Raw genomic sequence first — 18,989 nt, 5'->3', positions numbered from 1 at the left:
GGGAGAGGACATCCGCCGTGGACCGTACCGTCAGCGACGGCGTAACGCCGGAGCCGGCAGATCCATCGCCGTCTTCGTCATCTTTGCTGCCCTCGTCCTCCCCTCCGGCGCAGGACTCGACGGGTAGCGGGCTGCCGCAGCGGCGGAAGACCGACCGGGACCGGATCTACCGGCGCCCGCCGTCGGAGGCGGAGAAGGCCGCCATGCCGGCCGGATGGTTCGGTGACGGCGAGGACAAGTCCACCCCGGCCGCGCCCCAGACCTTTCAAATCGGGGCCCACTCGCTCGAGGAAGAGCCCGACTCGCCGGTCTCACCGGCCGGTCCGCCCGAATTCGGGCCGGCTTCCCCGGCCGGGCCGGGACGGGCCGGTTTCGGGTTCACCGCCGGGCCGATCAGTGGGAACCGGCCGCTGAGCGGGCGGGACGACTCCGGGACTTTCCCGGTGATCGAGTCGGATTCGGGCGCGCTGCCGGTCGTACGGCGAAATTCTGAGACCCTGCCGCCCGACAGCCCTGCGGCGGCACCGGGGAATCCCGCCGGGCGGTCCTCCGGAGTGGACACCGGACTTCCCTCCTGGGAGAGCGCCACCTGGGCGGACACGCTCGACGTCCCGAGCCCGGGGCGGCCGGGATCGGCCGTTCCCGCGCCCCGGCGCCGGCCCCGGATGGTCACCGGGGGCATGGCCGTGCTGGGCGTGGTCGCCGTGCTGGTGATCACGCTGACCGGGGTGATCTTCTACTCCGGACCGGACTCCAAGATCAATGAGATGCTGAATCTCAACGCCGGTGACGGCGGCAGCAGCTCACATCTGGTCACCGCGCCGCTCAACGGCCGTACCAAGGCGGCGTTCGAGATGCTCGCGGCCAGCGACAGCATCCGGCTGTCGGTCGCCGACATCGGCGACGACCTCTTCCGGATCAGCACCCCGGAGGACTCACCGCTGCTGCCCAGCCCGCAACTGGCCGACGACGGGGTACGCCTGCAGGTCACCAGGAGCGGCGCCGGGGCGGACGGTCAGGTGGACGTCGTGCTCGCCGCGCGCGTGCGCTGGACGCTGCGTTTCTCCGGGTACGCCGCGGAGCGGGACGTGGATCTCGGCGAAGGCAAGGTCGAGCGGATCGAGGTGGTCGGCGGGACGCGGCGGGCGGTGCTGGCGTTGTCGAAGGCGTCCGGAACCGTTCCGGTGAAGATCACCGGTGGGGTGGAGGAGCTGACCCTGCGCGCACCGGCCGGCAGCCCGATCCGGGTGAAGGTCGGCGGCGGCGCGGCCACGGTGACCGCGGGGACCCGCACGCTGCGGGACGTCGCGCCGGGCTCCACGCTGACCCCGAAGGACTGGGACACCTCCGGCCGGTACGACGTCGACACCGCCTCGAAGATCAACCTGCTGACCGTCGAGGCGGGATAGCCGAACGGGCCCCTCCGTCGCCGAAAGGGCCCGCTTCAGGTCGTCTGTCAGGAGAGAACGCGCAGGCGGACCGTCTGCTCCATGGCGCGCAGCTGCTCCAGCACCGAGTCGCTGTAGCCCTTGCCGATGTCGGTGATCAGGTAGCCGTACTCACCGCGGGTGCTCAGCAGCTGACCCTCGACGTTCACGTTGTGCTCGGCCAGGATCCGGTTGACCTGGGCCAGCACGCCCGGGGTGTTGACGTGCACGTGCACGATCCGGTGCAGGCCGGGCTGCTCGGGCAGGACCACACCGGGCAGGTTGACGCTGAGCGTCGTGTTGCCCTCAGTGAGGAACTTGGCCAGCTTTGTCGCGACGAAGCCGCCGATGTCCGACTGCGCCTCCTCGGTCGAGCCGCCGATGTGCGGGGTGAGGATCACGTTCGGCAGGCCGCGGAGCTCGGAGAGGAACTCGTCGCCCCGGCCCTTCGGCTCCTGCGGGAAGACGTCGACGGCGGCGCCGGCCAGGTGGCCGCTGCGCAGCGCGTCCCGCAGCGCCAGGTGGTCGACGACTATTCCGCGGGACAGGTTGAGGAAGAGGCTGCCCTGGCGCATCTTCGCGAACTGCTCGGCACCGAAGAAGCCGGCGTTGCCCGGGCGGCCGTCGACGTGCAGGGTGACGATGTCGCTGGCCTCGAGCAGCTCGTCCAGGCTGGCGCAGCGGTGCGCGTTGCTCAGCGCCAGCTTGTCGGCGGTGTCGAAGAACGACACGGACATGCCCAGGTTCTCCGCGAGCACGGAGAGCTGGGTGCCGATGTTGCCGTAGCCGATGATGCCGAGCCGGCGGCCGCGGATCTCGTGCGCGCCGTCCGCCGACTTGTCCCAGACACCGGCGTGCATCAGCGCGTTCTTCTCGGTCAGCCGGCGGGTCATCGAGATGATCTCGGCGATCGCCAGCTCCACCACCGAGCGGGTGTTGGAGAACGGGGCGTTGAAGACGGCGACACCGGAGGCCGAGGCGGCGGCCAGGTCGATCTGGTCGGTGCCGATGCAGAACGCGCCGATCGCGGCCAGGCTGTCAGCGGCCTCCAGCACCTTCGCGGTGACCTTGGTCTTCGAGCGGATGCCCAGCAGGTGCACCCCGGAGATGCGCTCGATCAGCTCGGCCTCGTCCAGCGCGCTCGCCACGGACTCGACCTGGAAGCCGTCCTCCTCGAGCCGGGACACCGCATCCGGGTGGATGCTCTCCAAAAGCAGGACTCGCGCCTTGGCCTGGTCGCTCATCATCTTCCGTTCCATGTTCGGTAGACCGCATGGGCCGCCACGCCGAAGCCCAGTTCACAGGGCGTCAAGCCTAGTCCCCTCGGTGGCGCGGGCCGTTGCGGTGTGGGTCAGGTCCCAACAACCGGGCTGGTTGCCGTTGTGTTGCGTTTCCGCGCTGGACTACGGCCGGGGTGGTTTGGCCGGTTCAGTGCCTCCTTGCGGTTGTGCAACGCGTGATTGCGGATCGTGGCAGCGCTTGCGGCCGCTGAAAACGGATTTCTCGCCGAGTGGGCACAGGTTTTGTCCTTTTTGTGCCCGCCTGGCCGGCGACCTACGGTGCGCGCGGAAGAAGAACGGCGACATCGAGCCCGCCGTCGTCGCGGGCGTCGGCCCGGACGTCGCCGCCGTGCGCCCGGGCGACCGCCCGCACGATGGAGAGCCCCAGGCCGGCTCCCTCCGAGACGAGCCGCTCGCTGCGGTAGCGGTGGAACGGCTCGAACAGGCCGGGCACGTCGTACCGCGGGATCACCGGGCCGGAGTTCGAGACCCGCAGCTCCACCCAGCCGTCCGGCCTGGTCAGCGTGGTCACCTTCACCCAGCCGTTCTCCGGCACGTTGTGCCGTACCCCGTTCTCCACCAGGTTCTGCACCAGACGTTCGAGCAGCACCGAATCGCCGAGCACGGCCGCCTCGTACGGCTCGGTCACCACCTTGACGCTGTCCGAGACCGCCACGTGGTCGACGATGTCGGCCAGATCGACGTACGCCCGCTCGGTCACCTCCCGGTCCGACCGGGCCAGCAGGAGCAGCCCGTCGATCAGCCGGCTGTGCCGGTCGTTGATCGCCAGCAGGGTGCTGCCGAGCTGGCGCACCTCCGGCGACGCGGTCTCCGGGGCCAGCGCCACCTCGAGCAGCGTCCGGTTCAGGGTGAGCGGGGTGCGCAGCTCGTGTGACGCGCTGGCGATGAACCGGCGCTGCCCGTCGAACGAGTGGTCGAGCCGGCTCAGCATCAGGTCGAACGTGTCGGCGAGCTGCTTCACCTCGTCGTCCGCCCCCTTGAGGCCGATCCGCTCGTGCAGGCCGCGGTCGGCGGCCGGGGACTCGGCGATCCGCCGGGCGGTCGCGGTGATCTGATGCAGCGGTTGCAGCATCCGCCCGGCGATCAGCCAGCCGAGCGCGATCGTCGCCACGCTCACCACGGCCAGGGCGATCGCGCCCTGGGTGAGCAGGGCGTGCATGGTGTCTTCCCGGGTGTCGCGCAGCAGGGTCCTGATCGCGGGCTGGCCGTCCGGGCCGATGACGGCCTGGGAGGCGGCCTCCATGCTGCCCGCCGTCACGGTGTCCCGGCCGACCAGCACGTAGGTCACGCCGAGCAGGACGAGTGCGGCCAGGACGAAGAGGCCGCCGTAGACGAGGGTGAGCCGGGCACGCACGGTGAGATTCATCGGATCCGGTACCCCACTCCCGGCTCGGTCAGCACCACCGGCGGGTCACCCAGCTTGCGGCGGAGCTTGAGGATGGTCATCCGGACGGCGTGGGTGAACGGATCGGCGTTCTCGTCCCACGCCTTCTCCAGCAGCGTCTCCGCCGAGACCGCGGTGCCGTCCGCCCGCAGCAGCTCGGCGAGCACGGCGAACTCCTTGCGGGAGAGCGGAACGTACCGCCCGTCGCGGTGCACCTCCCGCCGGTACGGATCGAGGCTGATCCCGGCCCGGCGCAGCACCGGCGGCGCGGCCGGCCGGGCGCGCCGCCCGAGCGCCGCGACCCGGGCCGACAGCTCCCGCAAGGCGAAGGGCTTCGGCAGGTAGTCGTCGGCACCCAGGGCGAGCCCGGCGACCCGGTCGTCGATGCCGGCCGCCGCGGTCAGCATCAGCACCCGGATGTCGGCGTTGCGCTCGGCCAGCACCTGACAGACCTTGTCGCCGTGCACCACCGGCACGTCCCGGTCCAGCACCACCACGTCGTAGTCGTTCACCTCGATGCGCTCCAGCGCGGATCCGCCGTCGTAGACGACGTCCACCGCGTGCGCCTCGTGCCGCAGGCCCTGCGCCACCGCGTCGGCCAGCAGCGGTTCGTCCTCCACCACCAGGATCCGCATACCCCCAATAGTGGCTCAGCCCGGTGTCAACTCCGCGTCACCGTTTTCATTGACGCCCGGGAAACACGCTCACCGCTCTACTTCGGTGCGTGGCGGCCGGTGGGGCCGCCGGCGAAGGAGGCGACGATGAGGACCAGGGCGGTCCTGGCGCTCGGCGTACTGCTCGCGGCGATGACGGCGGGCTGCGCGAAGACGGCGGCCGGGGACAACGGGGTGGCCACCGCGCAGAGCGCCGGCCCGAAGGCGTCGAGCAGCGCCGCTACGCGGACCGGGCCCGATCCGGACGCGATGCTCAAGTACTCGAAGTGCATGCGGGAACACGGCCTGGACTGGTTCCCGGACCCGAATACGGACGGGCAGTTGCAGGTCCAGAACCCGCCGGGCGAACCCGACAGCAAGACCAAGGCGGCCGAGGAGGCCTGCCGGTCGCTGCTGCCGGACGGTGGTGAGCAGAAGGACAAGACCAGCCCGGAGGAGATCGAGCGCGCCCAGCAGATGGCCAAGTGCATGCGGGCGAACGGGGTGCCCAACTTCCCGGACCCGGGCCCGAACGGGGAGATCGCCCTCGACGCGGACAAGCTCGGCACCGGCCCGGGCGATGCCACCTTCGACGCGGCCGAGAAAGCCTGCTCGAAGTACCTGCCGCCGAACGCCTCCCGAAAAGGGTCGACACAGCAGGAGGCAAACGTATGAGAAGGACGACGATCCTGGCGGTGGGCCTGCTGCTCGCCGCGACGATGACGGGCTGTGGGAAAGGCGCCCGGAACGACCCGTCCGTGGCCACCGCGCAGAGCGCCGGTGCGACCGCGAAGCCGAGCGCGACGGCGACCAGCAGCTTCGACCCGGACGCGCCGATCAGGTTTTCGAAGTGCATGCGGGAGAACGGGATGACCTGGTTCCCGGACCCGCAAAACGGAAAAATGGCCATCAAGATCCCGGACAGCGTCGACAAGAAGGCGTTCGAGGAAGCCCAACAGGCCTGCCGGCAGTTCGCGCCGAACCGGGACAACGCGCCGAAGCTCAGCGCCGAGGATCTCGAGAAGGCCCGGCAGATGGCCAAGTGCATGCGGGAGAACGGGGTGCCCAACTTCCCGGATCCGCAACCGGACGGGGGTATCCACCTCGACTCGAAGATGAACCTGGACCCGGAATCGCCCACGTTCAAGGCGGCGGAGCAGAAGTGCGACCAGTACATGCCGAAGGGCCCCCGCGGGCGGCAGGGCGCGCCCGTGACCGGGGGCGGCGGCGCATGAGCGAGATCGCAAGCGAAGGGGAAGTGGCGGCATGAGCCGGAAGTGGACGACCGCGGCGGTGGCCGGGGCGTTGGTGGCCGTGGGTGCGACCGCGTTCGTACTGGTCGGGGGTCTGCCGGCGGCGGAGACCCCGGCGGCCGCCGGTAGCAGCCTGGCGGCCGTGACCGCTGACGTGACGAAGGCGACGCTGATCGACAAGGAGAGCCATGACGGGAGCCTGGGGTACGGCGACGCCACCGCTCTCGCCGCCCGGCTGAGCGGCACGGTCACCTGGATGCCCACCACCGGCGCCACCGTGAAGCGCGGCGAGTCACTGTACAAGGTGGACAGCGATCCGGTGGTGCTGATGTACGGCTCGATGCCCGCCTACCGCTCGCTTGCCTCCGGTGACAAGGGCACCGATGTCAAGCAGCTGGAGAAGAACCTGTGGGCGCTCGGGTACCGGGGCTTCACGGTCGACAGCGAGTACACCTCGTCGACCGCCGACGCGGTCGAGCAGTGGCAGGAAGATCTCGGCCTGGAGGAGACCGGCACGGTCGAGCTGGGCCGGGTGCTCTTCGCCTCCGGCCCGGTACGGATCGCCTCGCACACCGTGGAGAAGGGCGCCGCCGTCCAGCTCGGTACCGAGGTGCTCCAGACCACCGCCACCGGCCGTGTCGCCACGGTCGAACTGGACGTGGCCGACCAGCGGCTGGCAAAGAAGGGTGCCAAGGTCGACGTCACCCTTCCGGACGGTACGACCGTCCCGGCGAAGATCTCCGGCGTGGAGACCACCGTCGAGCAGGCGGAGAACCCGAACGATGACGACGTCACGAAGATCCAGGTGACGATCGCCTTCAGCAAGGCGCCGGCCGGGCTCAACGAGGCGTCGGTGGCCGTGCTCTTCGTCGCCTCGCAACGCGAGAACGTGCTGACCGTCCCGGTCAACGCGCTGCTGGCGCTCGCCGAGGGCGGGTACGGCCTGCAGGTCGTCGACGGCGGCGCCGCCCGCATCGTGGCGGTCGAGACCGGGCTGTTCGCCGACGGCCGGGTCGAGGTCTCCGGCGGTGGTCTCGCCGAGGGGATGAAGGTGGGTGTTCCGGCATGAGCGACCTTGCGAGTGAATCGGTCGGCTCATGCCGACGCCGGAGCGCGGCGGAGGTGGCGGCATGAACTCGGTGATCGAACTGGACGAGGCTGTCCAAGCCCCGTCCGAGGTGAATCCGGTCATCGAGCTGAACGGAGTGACCAAGACCTATCCGGGCGGGGTCACCGCGCTCTGCGAGGTGGACCTGACCGTGACGGCCGGCGAGCTGATCGCCATCGTCGGCCCATCCGGCTCCGGCAAATCGACCATGCTGCACATGATCGGGACGCTGGACCGGCCGACCGCCGGAACGATCCGGATCGACGGGTACGACGTGGCGTCGCTCTCCGACCGGCAGCTCTCGGCGCTGCGTTCCCGCTCGATCGGCTTCGTCTTCCAGCAGTTCCACCTGGCTCCGGGCCGCAACGCGGTGGCCAATGTCGCGGACGGGCTGCTCTACTCCGGCGTACCGAAGAAAGAGCGTGAGCGGCGCGCGGAGGCCGCCCTCGTCCGTGTCGGCCTGGGGGATCGGCTCGGGCATCGCCCGCATCAGCTCTCCGGCGGAGAGCGGCAGCGCGTCGCGGTCGCCCGCGCCGTCGCGGGTGACCCGGCGGTGCTGCTGGCCGACGAGCCCACCGGCAACCTGGACTCGGTCGCCGGCGCCGGGGTCGTCGAACTGTTGCGGGAACTGAACGCGGCCGGGACCACGGTGCTGGTGATCACCCACGATCACGAGATCGCGGATTCGCTGCCGCGCCAGGTCGCGATGCGCGACGGGCGGGTGGTCTGAGATGCCCCGCTCGCATTCGAGTTTCCTGCGGCCGGCCCGGCTCAGCGCCGCCGACCTGTTCCGGCTGGGCGGCTCGGGCCTGCGGGCCCGGCCGCTGCGGGCGGTGCTCTCCGCGCTCGGCATCGCGATCGGCATCGCCGCGATGGTCTCCGTGGTCGGCATCTCCAGCTCCAGCCAGGCCGACCTGGACCGGGCGCTGGCCGCGCTGGGCACCAACATGCTGACCGTGGCGCCGGGCAACACCATGTTCGGCGAGGAGGCGTCGCTGCCCGACGAGGCGCTCTCGATGGTCAAGCGGATCGGGCCGGTCACCGCGGCGACCGCGACCGGGACGATCTCCAGCACCCCGGTCTATCGCAGCGACCGGATCCCGCCCGGGGAGACCGGTGGGCTGGCCCTGCTCGCGGCGCAATTGGACCTGCTCAAGACGGTCGGCGCGACGATCGCCAAGGGTTCCTGGCTGAACGCGGCGACCGCGAAGTACCCGGCGGTGGTGCTCGGCTCGACCGCGGCCCGGCGGCTCGGCGACGTGCCGTCGGTCTACATCGACGGCCGTTGGTACCGGGTGGTCGGTGTGCTCGCGAGCGTGCCGCTCGCACCGGAACTGGACAGCGCGGTGCTGATCGGGTGGCCGGCGGCGAAGTCGTACCTGAGCTTCGACGGGCACGCAACGACCATCTACACCCGGTCGGTGGAGTCGCAGGTGGAGGCCGTGCGCGCGGTCCTCGCCGCCACCGCCAACCCGGAGAGCCCGGACCAGGTGAAGGTGGACAAACCGTCCCCGGCGCTCGCCGCGCAGCGCGCCACCAACCAGACCTTCACCGCCCTGCTGCTCGGTCTCGGCGCGGTCGCGCTGCTGGTCGGCGGGATCGGGGTGGCCAACACGATGGTCATCTCGGTGCTGGAACGGCGGGCCGAGATCGGGTTGCGACGCTCGCTCGGCGCCACCCGTGGACAGGTTCGCACCCAGTTCGTGGCCGAGTCGCTGCTGCTCTCGGCGCTCGGTGGGCTCGGCGGGGTGATCGGTGGGTTCGCGGTCACCGCGTTCTACGCCACCACGCAGGGCTGGCCCACTGTGGTCCCGCTGTGGGCAGCCGCCGGCGGTGTCGGCGCCACCGTGGTGATCGGCGCGATCGCCGGTCTGTACCCGGCGATCCGGGCGGCCCGGCTGGCGCCGACCGAGGCGCTGGCCGCTGCCTGACTCACCGGCCGGTGCCGGCCGCCCGCCCTTCCAGACCCGCGAGGACGGCGACCGCCTCCTCGTGGCGGGCGGCCCGGCACTGGGCCCGGGCCAGGGTGTAACCGAGCAGCACACCGGTCACCAGAGCGACCGCGGCGACGGCGAACAGCAGGCTGGCGATCATGCGGCGAGAATACCCAGCCGCGGTGGGCGCGGGGATCAATGGCATCCACGTTCGTCGCCATCAGCGGCTCAATTGATCTGCGCTCGGCGCCGTAACGGCCCCCGCCGGCGCCGAGTCACTCGGAGCCGATTCACCCGTAAGGGTGTTTTCCCTGGTAGACGAAGGTAATGGCGCGCCCGGTAGGATTCGAACCTACGACCGACGGATTAGAAGGGGCCATGACACTCTGATCATGGCTCTCTAACAGCGACTCTAGTGTCAATCTCCGTGTCTCTAGTGTCGCTAGGGTCTCCACCGAACCACAGTTCGCACCACGAGTCGCGCCACAAGCGGGTCGCATGTCGACGGTCCCTCATGCTGCGATGCCGCACCCCTTTCCATGACGCAGTGTCAACATCCCGAGTATCGGTTAAGTGGCCTGGGTCGTTCGAGGTGGGCGACAGGCAGTGTGGGATAGCCATGTGTGCCCGTTCTGCACGTGAGGGGTGTTTCGGGGACAGCGACGGCACCGGTTTGGCAGATTGGCTTAGATCGGGCCGCTGAGAGCGCCGTGGGGCCAAGATCTCGGGTGTCCGAGGGTTAGGCGATGCATGGGTTCGGCTCAGGGGCTCTCAGCGGGCCGGTTCCGGAGTGTTTTCAATCGGGGTGGGTTAGCTGAATCATCTCCGCATCTCCGCAGCAGGGCGGTTTACCTGCGGTTTCGGGGTGCGGAGATGGCCGGATTCCATCTCCGCTCATCTCCGCATCTCCGCACGATCTTGAAGGTTCTTGATCGTGCGGAGATGCGGAGATGAGCGGAGATGCTGTCTTGCTTATCTCCGCAGCCTGTTTTCCCTGCTAGATGGAGGTTTCGGGAGGGCAGTGCGGAGATGCGGAGATGATTCAGCTGATTTGACCTAGCTGGGTTGGTGCTCGACGTGGAACACGGCCCGGTCGCCGCGTTCTGACTTCCCGGCCCGGATCACGTATTCGCCGCGCCACCTGCCGTTCTGCCCGGTCAGCATCCGGCCGAGCGGGACCGCTTTGGGCAGGGCACCGGTCGGGGTGGTGATGAACGTGCCGTCCCACGGGTCGTTCAGGTCCCCGCCGATCTGGACCAGTTCGGCGGAGCGCCGTAGGTCGCTGGCGGTCATCGGGGTGGTGCCGTACCTCTCGTGCCAGGTGGCCAGGAACCCGCGCCAGCGGGTTTCGTCTTCGTCCGCCTCGCGGACGTCGGCGATGTTGGTCAGGAACCCGTCGATGCCGTGATGGGCGAGGAACCCGCCCAGGGCCTGTGCCCACGGGGTGAACTGGCGCATCGACATCGCCGTGGCCCGCGTGGCGCCGCGGCGTGTCCAGTCCAGGACCAGCACGAGCAGGTGCCACAACACGGTGAGCTGATTCGCCGGGTCGATGATCCACTGATCGAGGTGCGGGATGCCGAACCCGGACTGATCACGTGATTCGGGGTGCGGCATGTTCGGATCGAGGTGCACCCGCACCGTGCGGGAGGCCATGTCACCGCCGACCTGCAAGTTGTTGCCGGTCGCCATCCACAGCCGGTCGTTGACGCTGCCGATGTTGCGCGACGCCCCGAGCTGCCGGTCCGACCATTCCCGCGACGTGATCAACTGGGCGAGCACTGCCGAGTCGATGACCGTGCCCTCGGCCAGGTTGTCCCAGATCACCACGCCGACCTGCTCAGTGAACACGGCAGTGATCGACTTCTTCAGTTCGGCATCGTCGTCGGGCCAGGTCAGCACCTTCTGCCCGTACAACATGCCCGGCCCGGCGGTCAGGATCGTCTTACCGGAGGCGGGCATGGTGGCGTCGATCAGCCCGAACGGGGTCAGCGACCGGGTGAAGTGCCGCAGGATCGGCGTGGCCAGCAGCGCCAAATAGTTGGCCTTGTCCGCCGGCCCGGACCACGGGAAGTCCCGCAGGAACCGATCCAGCAGGAACGTCCGCGCTTCGGTGACCTGCTCCGGGGTGGGTGCTTCCGGCACGAGCGGCAGATCGACCTTGGAGGCAAGGTAGAGGCCGGTCGCCGGGTCGTAGCCGGGGGTCTGCAACAGGGTTCCGTCGCGGCGCAGGACCGGGGCGCCGATGATGCCGCGCAACACCGGCACATCCGGCCAGGTCTTGCCGGTGAGCACGGACGCCAGCACTTCCCGCGGCGGGGTGCATTCCTCGTCGTAGGTCTCGACCTCCCCAGCCTCGTTCTTGCGGGTCTTCTTGCGATACACGCGCACGTGCTTGGCGAGCAGCCGGGCCAGCCCGGCGGGGTGGATGATGCTGGCGGCCACCGGGAGCGGCGAGTCCTCATCTGCGGCGCCGGTCAGCCCACCGGACACGGCCTCCATGTGGACCAGGGCACCGCCGGAGACGTAAGTGTCCGGCAACAGCCCGTCCGCCAACTCCTGTTCGAGGGTGCGGATCGACTCCGGCCCGGTGCCGACCTTCACCCGGCGCGGTCCGACGCTGCGTTCCTCCAGCGTGGTCATACCGACTCCCGGAATCCGGCCCGGCGGGCGGAGACGAGCGCGCCGAACTGACGCAGGTCGACGGCCTGCGCCCCGGCCCGGATCGCCTCGCCGCGTTTGGCGTCGATCACGTCGTAATGGAAGTGTGCGCACACGCCGCCGATCGTGGGGCACGCCAGGTGCTTGCAGCGGTGCTGGAACCATTTGCGCTGTAGGTCGATGTGCCCGGCGAAGGTGTGCAGCTCATCGGGGGTGTCGGCGGTCAGATGACTCCACCGACCCCGAACCCGGCCGATCGTGGCCGGGCACCGGAAGTTGTCGACGTAGACGGTCATGCGACCCTCCTCGGGTTACGGGCTCCGTGACGCAGGCCGGAGCGGATGGTGCGGGCGGTCTCCCGTTCGGTCAGGCCGATCGCGAGGGCGGTCGGTGTCAGGGCCTCGATCACCTCCTCTCCGGGCAGCGCGCCGCCGGCTACGAGCTGGCCCAGGGACACCGCGCCGCCGAGGAGGGTGATGTTGCGTTCCCCGGGGCGGGCGGCGGCGAGGTGGTCGAGGGTCCGGCGGACCGCGGCGCGCACGTACGCGCCGCGCCGGAATGCGGAGAAATCACCCAGTACCTTGCGCGGCCCGGCCGGTTCGGCAGGGCGGAGCAGGTCGACGATCCAGCCGGGCAGCGGCGCTGCCGGCCGATCGAGCAGCACCCGGTACGGCCGGCCGGCGGCGGTCGAGCCGGGCGCGACGACGTAGCCGCCGTGCGCGCGGGTGTCGATCAGCCATCCGAGCCCGCCCCGGTCGCCCTGGGTGTTGCGCAACGCCGGCCCGGCCGGGTGCCGGTAGTACAGGTGCCGTCCGCCGTTGCCGGTCGCCACGGTGTACGTGTCGTCGGGTACCGGGTGCCCGTGCTGGTGGCACAGGTCGGTGAACACCTGTAGGCCGTGCCGGTAGCCGTCGTGACCGACCGGCGGCTCGGCGCCCGGCTTGCGGGTGTCGAGGTCGATCACCACAAGGCCGGAGGGTCCGCAGGCGAGGGCGATGTTGTACGGCGTGCGCGCCCACGCCCGGGTGATGCGGGCCGGGTCGGTGGTGGCGCGGGGCTCCCACCCGGTGTGCCGCTGGTGGCAGCGCGGGTCGGTGCGGTCGCATCGGTCCTCGCCGTGGCCGGGGAAGGCGGGCCGCTTGGCCTGGTCGGGATCGTGCGGGCGATTGTCGGGCCGCAACGGGAAGACGTGCCAGCCGCGGCCGGCGTGCCCGAGGGCGGCGGCGCGCAGGGCGGCGGGGTCGAGCATGAGGAATCCCCTCCTTGATCGGAAAGGCGGAAGGCGGTGTCATCGGCGCGGCCGGGCCGCGGGACACGGCACGCGGCGACGTCGGCCAGGTACTCGGCCTCGGCGCACACCTTGTGACACGTCCGGCCGGAGCAGTCCCGAAGTTGGGTGCGGCGCCGACAGATGCGGCACGGCCCGAACGGCGTGTACCGGACGTCGAACCGGTGCTCTGACCAGTCGAGGCCAGCCTGTTCGACCCCGAGCCGGTCGCGGTAGAGCATCGGGGGCAGATGTCCGCCCCCGAACACGCAGTCCTCCGGAGCCACGAACGCCGGCCTGCCACTCATCAGGTCACCCGGTCGGCGGCCATCACGCGGCCCTCCCGACATCCACGACCGGCCAGGCCGCGCCGAGGTGTGCCATGAGTTGATCGCCGATGAACCGGGTGTAGGCGGGCGGGATGCCGAGCGACAGGCCGCGCGGCGAGGCCCACGGGGCGCCCATCAGCCGCCGGGCGCGTTCGACCCCGGCGCGCATGTCGCCGCCGGGACGCCGGGCGCCGCCGCACGAGCGGTCGTTGGGGGTCAGGTCACCGTAGACACCGATGATCCGCCCGCGGATGCCGCGGGCACGGCACCGGTGCGGACCGGGCGCCATCAGGGCGGCGTTCGACTCGAACAGCCGGTGTCGTTCCAGATGCCACCCGCCATCGGTCAGGCCGAACATGGTGCCGCACAACACCAGCGGCGAGCCCATCACCCGCTTGGCGCCCTCGACGTTCTCGACCACGTACAGGCCCCCGGTCGCCGCGGCCCACGCCCGGACCCGGGCGAGGGTGTGCGGCAGCATCCAGCCGGTACCGGTCGTGTCGCCGCGCACGTGCTCGGCCAGTGCGGCCCGTTCGGTGTAGTCGGTGCACGGCGGTGAACCGGCCACGACGTCGAACCCGTCCAGGGGGTAGCGGGTGGCGTCGCCCTCGACCACGCGCACGTGCGGATGCCGCACGTGGTTGGCGATCCGGTCGGGGTCGATCTCGACGGCGGTGACGTCGAACCCGGCCAGGGCGTAACCCAGCGAGGCCAGACCCTCGCCCCCGAACAGGTCCAACAGCCGCGGCCGGGCGCTCATCGGGCCACCTCGGCGAGCGGCGCGGGCCAAGTCATGTCGTGTTCGTCGGTGGGGCAGCCGTGCAGGCAGGCGCCGCAGGCGACGTCCATGCAGTGCTGACCCTGCTGGTCGGCGCGGCAGGCGGCGGGGTCGCAGACGCAGTCCGGGCACCCGCCAGCCCGGCGGGGGTCGGCGGTGACCGCGGCGTCCAGGTAGATCCGCATCTGCTCCGGGTCGCGCCGGTTGGCGTACGGCCGGGAGACCCGGGTGACGTGCAGGCCGGGCGCGTTCTCCAGCGCGGCGACCATCGCGGCGACCTGGTCGCCGTCGCCCATCAGGCGGATGTTCATTCGGTCGCCTCCGGCCGGTCGGCGCGGATGCTGTCGCGGTAGCTCATCAGTGCGTCGTGGTCGGCCATCGTGGCGCGGGTGATGTAGACGGCCTGGTAGGTGATCGGGCCGAACTGTCGGGCGGCGTGGAAGTGGGTGGTGGTCTCGGTGACCGGACTGCCGTGCAGGTCGGTCACTTCCACCCCGAGCAGGTTGGCGACCTGGGCCAGGTTCGCAAGGCCGGTCCGGTCATCGTCACCATCGACGTAGTAGCTGATCTCCCGTCCGGCGCCGGGGATCGGGATGTCCGGGTGTTGGGCGAGGTAGTCGGCCAGGTCGTGCAGGCCGTTGGTGAGGGCTTGCCGGGCGGTGTCGGCGGGAATGGCGGTGGTGGTCATGCTGCGGGCCTCCGATCGAGGGCGGGCCGGTCGCGGTCGTGGTCGAGGGCGCCGGGCCGGACGGCCGACACGGCGTGGAGCAGTTCGCGGATCATGCGCAGGGCGATACCGAGCTGTTTGCGGGCGATGGGTTCGCGGGTGCTGATCGGGATGCGGATGCGGATCTCGGCGTAGTCGCTGGTCTCGGTCTGTACGCGGTTGAGGACGCCACGGGCACCGAGCGGCCCGTCGGTGTACATGTCCGGCGAGGTGTGCAGGTTGATGCCGCACCGGTGGTCGCGGGCGCACCAGGGGGTGTGCGGGGTCTCGTCGCGGCGGATCCTGCGCATGGTTCGGGTCTTCATCGGACTGGTACCTCCTTTTCCCAGGTGGATGGGCCTGCGGCGACCCGCGCGGGTCGCCGCAGGCAACCGGGTGATCAGTCCTCGTCGTGATCCCGTGTGGTCTGCCGCCGGGTGGGGAGGCTCAGGTGCAGGACCGGGCGGCTGGTGCCGGTGAACCGGTTGAAGGCGATGACCGACAGCAGGGCCCAGGCGATTGCGGTCAGGCCGGCGGCGATCGGCCGTCCGGCCGGGTCGGTGCCGGCGTAGGCCATGGCGGTGGTCAGGGCGCCGGTCAGGGTCCAGCCGATGCGGGCACCGCGGGAGCCGACGGCGGCCAGGGCGAACAGGATGCCGGTGGTGACCAGCCAGGCGGTCCATATCTGCTGGCCGGTGGCCGGCAGGCTCGCGGCGTGCTGGGTGAGGTAGGTGTGGACCGGGTCGGTGATGGTGCGGGTCAGTGCGCCGTCGACCAGGTCGCGGGTGGTGTCGGCGGTCCCGGTGCGGCTGCTGGCGTTGACCGCGTCGGCGATCCCGGCGATCGCGCCAGTGAGCGCGGCGATCAGTGACCCGATCAGCGCGACCACGCCCGCGGCCAGCGTGGCGAGGATGGCCAAGATGACGGCGGTGGCGGGCTTGGGCGGGATGGCCAGGGCTTCGGCGACGGCGTCGCCGAGCGGTCGGCGGGTGATCCACGCGTGGTTGATGTGGTCGATCAGGTGCGGCCACCAGTGCTGACGGGGTTGGAAGGCGGGGTCATTGCCGCGGTCGGCGTCCCACCAGTCGTCCAGGTCGGCGCTGGCCGGGTCGAGGTCTTCCGGGTCGATGCTGTCGAAGTCGTCGGTGTGGGTCACGGGATCCGTGGGTCCTTCCGGGAGGGGTTAGTGGGCGCGCCGGTATCGGCGGATGAGGGCGTTGGCGGCGCGGCGCCCGATGCGCAGTCGCTGGCCGGTGCCGCGGCAGCGCGGGCATTGCGAGTCGGCGCGGATGCGCGGGCCCCGGCTCAGTGCCGGTCGGTGTCGGCGTAGGCGCCGGGGTTCAGCGGCCGGGCCGGGCGCGCGTCCGGGGCGGTGCCGGTGTAGGTGGCGCGGCGGTAGGCGTTCATCACGCGGCGTCCCCACCGCATCCGCACGCCCTTGCCCCGGCACGGTCGGCAGGTGCGGGTACGGCGGCGAGGGTGGCGGCCGGTTCCGGTGCATCGCGGGCACCTCGTGTACGGGGTGCGCGAGCATTGCGCGGCGTAGATCAGCGCGCCGAGCGCGACGGCAGCGAGGCCGCGCCACGGGTACCCGACCACGCCCGCAAAACTACCGAGAGTGATCAAAGCGAGGCCGGGTGTGGTGCGGACGGCGAGCCAGAGCAGGCCGGTGAGCAGGGCGAACATTGCGCCTAGCGGGTGTCGGGTGGGGGTGGTCACCAGGGCCTCCAGTCCGGTTTTCAGGTGTGCGGGACCGTGCCGAGCGCAAGGCGCAACCCGGCTGCTGGTGGTGCGGTTGGGCCACAAGGTGGTGACATTGCGGACCCGCAATGCCTTGCGGTCGAACCCACAAGGCATTGCGGCCGTCCGGTGATCGTTACGGGGGAATCCCGCCCCGGTTTCGGGCGGAAGATCCAGGGCTAGCCGCCCCGCCTTTCGTCACGCTCCGTGATGGCTGCTTCGAGGTGGGCGAGGCGGATACCCTGGCGGGTCTTCTCGATCCCCGCGTCCACCGGGGCATCGGTCGGGCGCACCTGCCCGATGGGCACGGTCGGCGACTTCCAGCCGGGTGCTTCGGCCTTGAGAGCGGCCATGAGCGCGGCCTGCGACTTCCACCGGCCGGGGTGGCGGGTCTCCACCCGGTGGAAGATGACATCACCGTGCAGGGCGATCTCGTCGCCGATGAACACCGCGCGCACGTCGTCGAGCGCGCTATGGGCCGGGGCGGTGTCGGCCTGCTCGACGATCCCGGCCGCCGCACCGGTCAACGTTCCGGCCTTGGTCCGGCCGGCCAGTGCCGTGGCGACGATCCGTTTGACGTCCGGGAGCACGAACGTGGTCCGCACCCGGACGGGTTCGCCGCCCTCGGAGCCGATGTACCAGCACGAACCCCGGTCGTCGGCGGCGGTGCCGGCCGCACCGCGCCGGAACGCGGTCGCGTCGACTCCCCGTTTGTAGGCGCCGGTGCCGAGGATCATGTCGTTACCGGGCTGTCCGTTCTGGTGGAACGCCACCCGCACGATCGGCAGGGAGCTGATCGAGGTCGGGATGGAGTCGGTGTCGGTGCGCTGCGAGGCGATCTCGACGTGGATGCCGCACGCCCGGCCGATCTTCATCAGGTCGGTGAGCAGGGCAGCGATGTCCTTGCCGTGGATCGGGTCGCCGAGTCCTTCGTGGATCTCGTCGATGATGACCAGGATCCACGGCATGTTGTGCTTCTTCGACCGGGCGAGCCGGTCGGTGAGCGCGGCGGCGTTGTTGTCGAGCATCTCCGAGCCGACCTTCTTCAGATCGGTGAGCACCTGCCGACGGCGGATGATCTCCCGCTTCAGGGCGGTGAGGAACCCGACCAGCATCCGGGCGGTCTCGGTCGGGTCGGCGTCCGCGCCGTAGGCGAAACAGACCGGCTCCAGTTCGGCGTAGTCGCCCATGCCCTTGAAGTCGAACACCGCCAGCTGCGCGCCGTCGACGTCGGCGGCGGCCAGACACGCCAGCCCGATCAGGTAAGCGGTCTTACCGGATCCGGGGGTGCCGGTGGTGATGCCGTTCGCGCCGGGCAGCGGCCACCGCACCGGCCGGTTACGCGGGTCGTAGCCGATCGTGCACGGCCCGCCGACGTTGACCGGCTTGCCGAGGTAGGCGAACCGCTTCGGTTTGGTCTGCCCGGGGTCGATGTCCAGTACCAGGATCTCCACGTGCCCCGGCACGCCGGTGGGGGCCTGCGACAGGTGCACCATCGCCGGGGGGCGCTTGAGCGCACCGGCGATGACGATGGACTTGGCCATCACCATCTGCGTGGTCACACCGGGAATGGGGTGCGTCTCGGCGATCTTCCCGCCCGCGCTGTCATCGCGGAAGATGACATCGACCGGGGAGTGTCCGGCCTTGACCGCGTCGCGGAACTGGCCGATGCCGGTGGCCAACAGCGCGCCGGTGACGGTGTCGTTGGTGACCGGCGGATACGGCGACGGCTCCCGGAACTGCGGCAGGAACGGCTGTGTGCGTGCCCGGCCGTACCAGACCAGCCAGCAGCCCAGCCCGATCCACGCGAGCAGGGCGGCCCCGCCGAGGTTGCTGCGGATCATGTCGCCCCGGCCCAGCCACCACAGCAGCACGACCAGGCCGACCAGTGCGGCCATCGGCAGGATCGTGCGGGACCGGACCACCCGGCGGCGGTCCTTGACCTCCCGATGACGCTCCGCCCGGGCCTTCAACCAGGCGTCCACGTCGGCGCGGCCGTCGACCGCCCCGGCGGTCTGGTCGGCGATCGCCAGGGCCTGACGGTCGTCGACGTAGCTGAAGAAGTCGCTGACCGACCGGCCGATGCCCCGGAACCACCACCCGGTGGCCCGCACGGACCATGCGCCGAGCACGACGAACGTGTTCCACAGGTAGCGCCACTTGTACATCCACAGGCGGCGTGCCTTGTGCCGCCAGCCGACCGCCCATGCCCACTGCTTCAACTCCGGCGGCGCGTCCGTGACCTGCGCGGCCACGATCTCGCCTTCCAGCACTTCGGTATCCACCGTGCCGGCCGGGTCGGACACCGCGGGCACCGCGTCGTCGGGCACCTCGGACGCCGCCACCGGCGCGCCGTCGCGGCGCTGGCGGGCGGTTTCCAGGTCGACGACCTCGCCGAGGTCGGACTCGGCGGCCTTCCAGTCGAACTCTTCAGGGTTGGTGCTCACG

20 protein-coding genes are annotated in these 18,989 nt (G+C 70.7%); 6 read left to right on the top strand and 14 right to left on the bottom strand.

Translation table 11 applies throughout. The features are described from left to right. Positions 1 to 203 precede the first annotated feature (203 nt). Positions 204 to 1,409: a hypothetical protein gene (locus CHC09_RS23680; RefSeq protein ID WP_143232489.1), complete on the top strand. Its 1,206-nt coding sequence runs from the start codon at positions 204 to 206 to the stop codon at positions 1,407 to 1,409. 47 nt (positions 1,410 to 1,456) lie between these two features. On the opposite strand, the gene serA is transcribed toward CHC09_RS23680, so the two are convergent. The 3 genes from serA to CHC09_RS23665 form a co-directional block, all read right to left on the bottom strand. Further along, complete coding sequence (serA, locus tag CHC09_RS23675) at positions 1,457 to 2,674, bottom strand: phosphoglycerate dehydrogenase (protein ID WP_089295551.1); 1,218 nt, start codon at positions 2,672 to 2,674, stop codon at positions 1,457 to 1,459. Between the two features lie 307 nt (positions 2,675 to 2,981). Then, on the bottom strand, positions 2,982 to 4,094 hold the full coding sequence (locus CHC09_RS23670; RefSeq protein WP_089295373.1) for a sensor histidine kinase: 1,113 nt from the start codon (positions 4,092 to 4,094) through the stop codon (positions 2,982 to 2,984). Then, positions 4,091 to 4,747 (bottom strand): response regulator transcription factor, encoded by a 657-nt coding sequence (locus CHC09_RS23665; RefSeq protein ID WP_089295372.1) that lies wholly within the window; start codon positions 4,745 to 4,747, stop codon positions 4,091 to 4,093. Before CHC09_RS23665 ends, CHC09_RS23670 begins: the two co-directional genes overlap by 4 nt. 126 nt (positions 4,748 to 4,873) lie before the next feature. Between CHC09_RS23665 and CHC09_RS23655 the strand changes: the two genes are divergently transcribed. The 5 genes from CHC09_RS23655 to CHC09_RS23635 all read left to right on the top strand — a co-directional run bounded on the left by CHC09_RS23655 (position 4,874) and on the right by CHC09_RS23635 (position 9,057). Continuing rightward, positions 4,874 to 5,440, top strand: a complete 567-nt coding sequence (locus CHC09_RS23655) for a hypothetical protein (protein ID WP_143232487.1) — start codon at positions 4,874 to 4,876, stop codon at positions 5,438 to 5,440. Beyond that, positions 5,437 to 6,000, top strand: a complete 564-nt coding sequence (locus CHC09_RS23650; protein WP_143232485.1) for a hypothetical protein — start codon at positions 5,437 to 5,439, stop codon at positions 5,998 to 6,000. Before CHC09_RS23655 ends, CHC09_RS23650 begins: the two co-directional genes overlap by 4 nt. A gap of 31 nt (positions 6,001 to 6,031) precedes the next feature. Next, the gene (locus CHC09_RS23645; RefSeq protein WP_089295368.1) at positions 6,032 to 7,087 is read left to right on the top strand and encodes an efflux RND transporter periplasmic adaptor subunit; all 1,056 of its coding nucleotides are present in this window, start codon (positions 6,032 to 6,034) and stop codon (positions 7,085 to 7,087) included. A 61-nt stretch (positions 7,088 to 7,148) separates the two neighbouring features. Continuing rightward, a complete protein-coding gene (locus CHC09_RS23640) occupies positions 7,149 to 7,856 on the top strand; it encodes an ABC transporter ATP-binding protein (protein ID WP_089295550.1) in 708 nt (235 codons plus the stop codon). A gap of 1 nt (position 7,857) precedes the next feature. Further along, positions 7,858 to 9,057, top strand: coding sequence for an ABC transporter permease (locus CHC09_RS23635; RefSeq protein WP_089295367.1), 1,200 nt, complete (start codon positions 7,858 to 7,860; stop codon positions 9,055 to 9,057). A 1-nt stretch (position 9,058) separates the two neighbouring features. Here the strand turns inward: CHC09_RS23635 and CHC09_RS46535 are convergent, their stop codons facing one another. From CHC09_RS46535 to CHC09_RS23585, 11 genes are all read right to left on the bottom strand, one after another. Continuing rightward, positions 9,059 to 9,220 carry a hypothetical protein gene (locus CHC09_RS46535; RefSeq protein ID WP_179277250.1) on the bottom strand — a complete coding sequence of 54 codons (162 nt, stop codon included), beginning with the start codon at positions 9,218 to 9,220 and terminating at the stop codon, positions 9,059 to 9,061. An 896-nt stretch (positions 9,221 to 10,116) separates the two neighbouring features. Beyond that, positions 10,117 to 11,703, bottom strand: coding sequence for a hypothetical protein (locus tag CHC09_RS23630; RefSeq protein WP_089295366.1), 1,587 nt, complete (start codon positions 11,701 to 11,703; stop codon positions 10,117 to 10,119). After that, a complete protein-coding gene (locus CHC09_RS23625; protein WP_089295365.1) occupies positions 11,700 to 12,017 on the bottom strand; it encodes a DUF4031 domain-containing protein in 318 nt (105 codons plus the stop codon). Before CHC09_RS23625 ends, CHC09_RS23630 begins: the two co-directional genes overlap by 4 nt. Then, positions 12,014 to 12,970, bottom strand: a complete 957-nt coding sequence (locus CHC09_RS23620) for a bifunctional DNA primase/polymerase (protein ID WP_089295364.1) — start codon at positions 12,968 to 12,970, stop codon at positions 12,014 to 12,016. Before CHC09_RS23620 ends, CHC09_RS23625 begins: the two co-directional genes overlap by 4 nt. A gap of 348 nt (positions 12,971 to 13,318) precedes the next feature. Next, positions 13,319 to 14,077 (bottom strand): DNA cytosine methyltransferase, encoded by a 759-nt coding sequence (locus tag CHC09_RS23615; RefSeq protein WP_089295363.1) that lies wholly within the window; start codon positions 14,075 to 14,077, stop codon positions 13,319 to 13,321. Then, positions 14,074 to 14,406: a hypothetical protein gene (locus tag CHC09_RS23610; protein WP_089295362.1), complete on the bottom strand. Its 333-nt coding sequence runs from the start codon at positions 14,404 to 14,406 to the stop codon at positions 14,074 to 14,076. Before CHC09_RS23610 ends, CHC09_RS23615 begins: the two co-directional genes overlap by 4 nt. After that, positions 14,403 to 14,783, bottom strand: a complete 381-nt coding sequence (locus CHC09_RS23605; RefSeq protein ID WP_089295361.1) for a hypothetical protein — start codon at positions 14,781 to 14,783, stop codon at positions 14,403 to 14,405. Before CHC09_RS23605 ends, CHC09_RS23610 begins: the two co-directional genes overlap by 4 nt. Continuing rightward, positions 14,780 to 15,127, bottom strand: coding sequence for a hypothetical protein (locus tag CHC09_RS23600; protein WP_089295360.1), 348 nt, complete (start codon positions 15,125 to 15,127; stop codon positions 14,780 to 14,782). The genes CHC09_RS23605 and CHC09_RS23600 overlap by 4 nt, the downstream gene beginning before the upstream one ends. A 74-nt stretch (positions 15,128 to 15,201) precedes the next feature. Next, the gene (locus CHC09_RS23595; protein WP_089295359.1) at positions 15,202 to 15,957 is read right to left on the bottom strand and encodes a hypothetical protein; all 756 of its coding nucleotides are present in this window, start codon (positions 15,955 to 15,957) and stop codon (positions 15,202 to 15,204) included. Between the two features lie 149 nt (positions 15,958 to 16,106). Then, positions 16,107 to 16,520 carry a hypothetical protein gene (locus CHC09_RS46530; RefSeq protein ID WP_179277249.1) on the bottom strand — a complete coding sequence of 138 codons (414 nt, stop codon included), beginning with the start codon at positions 16,518 to 16,520 and terminating at the stop codon, positions 16,107 to 16,109. Between the two features lie 200 nt (positions 16,521 to 16,720). Next, positions 16,721 to 18,988 carry an FtsK/SpoIIIE domain-containing protein gene (locus CHC09_RS23585; protein ID WP_089295358.1) on the bottom strand — a complete coding sequence of 756 codons (2,268 nt, stop codon included), beginning with the start codon at positions 18,986 to 18,988 and terminating at the stop codon, positions 16,721 to 16,723. Between the last annotated feature and the right edge of the window lies 1 nt (position 18,989).

The organism is Actinoplanes regularis (genome assembly GCF_900188005.1).
GTDB classification, from domain to species: domain Bacteria; phylum Actinomycetota; class Actinomycetes; order Mycobacteriales; family Micromonosporaceae; genus Actinoplanes; species Actinoplanes regularis.
The sequence above is the reverse complement of the archived record's forward strand: the minus strand, read 5'-3'. Positions and strand labels throughout refer to the sequence as shown.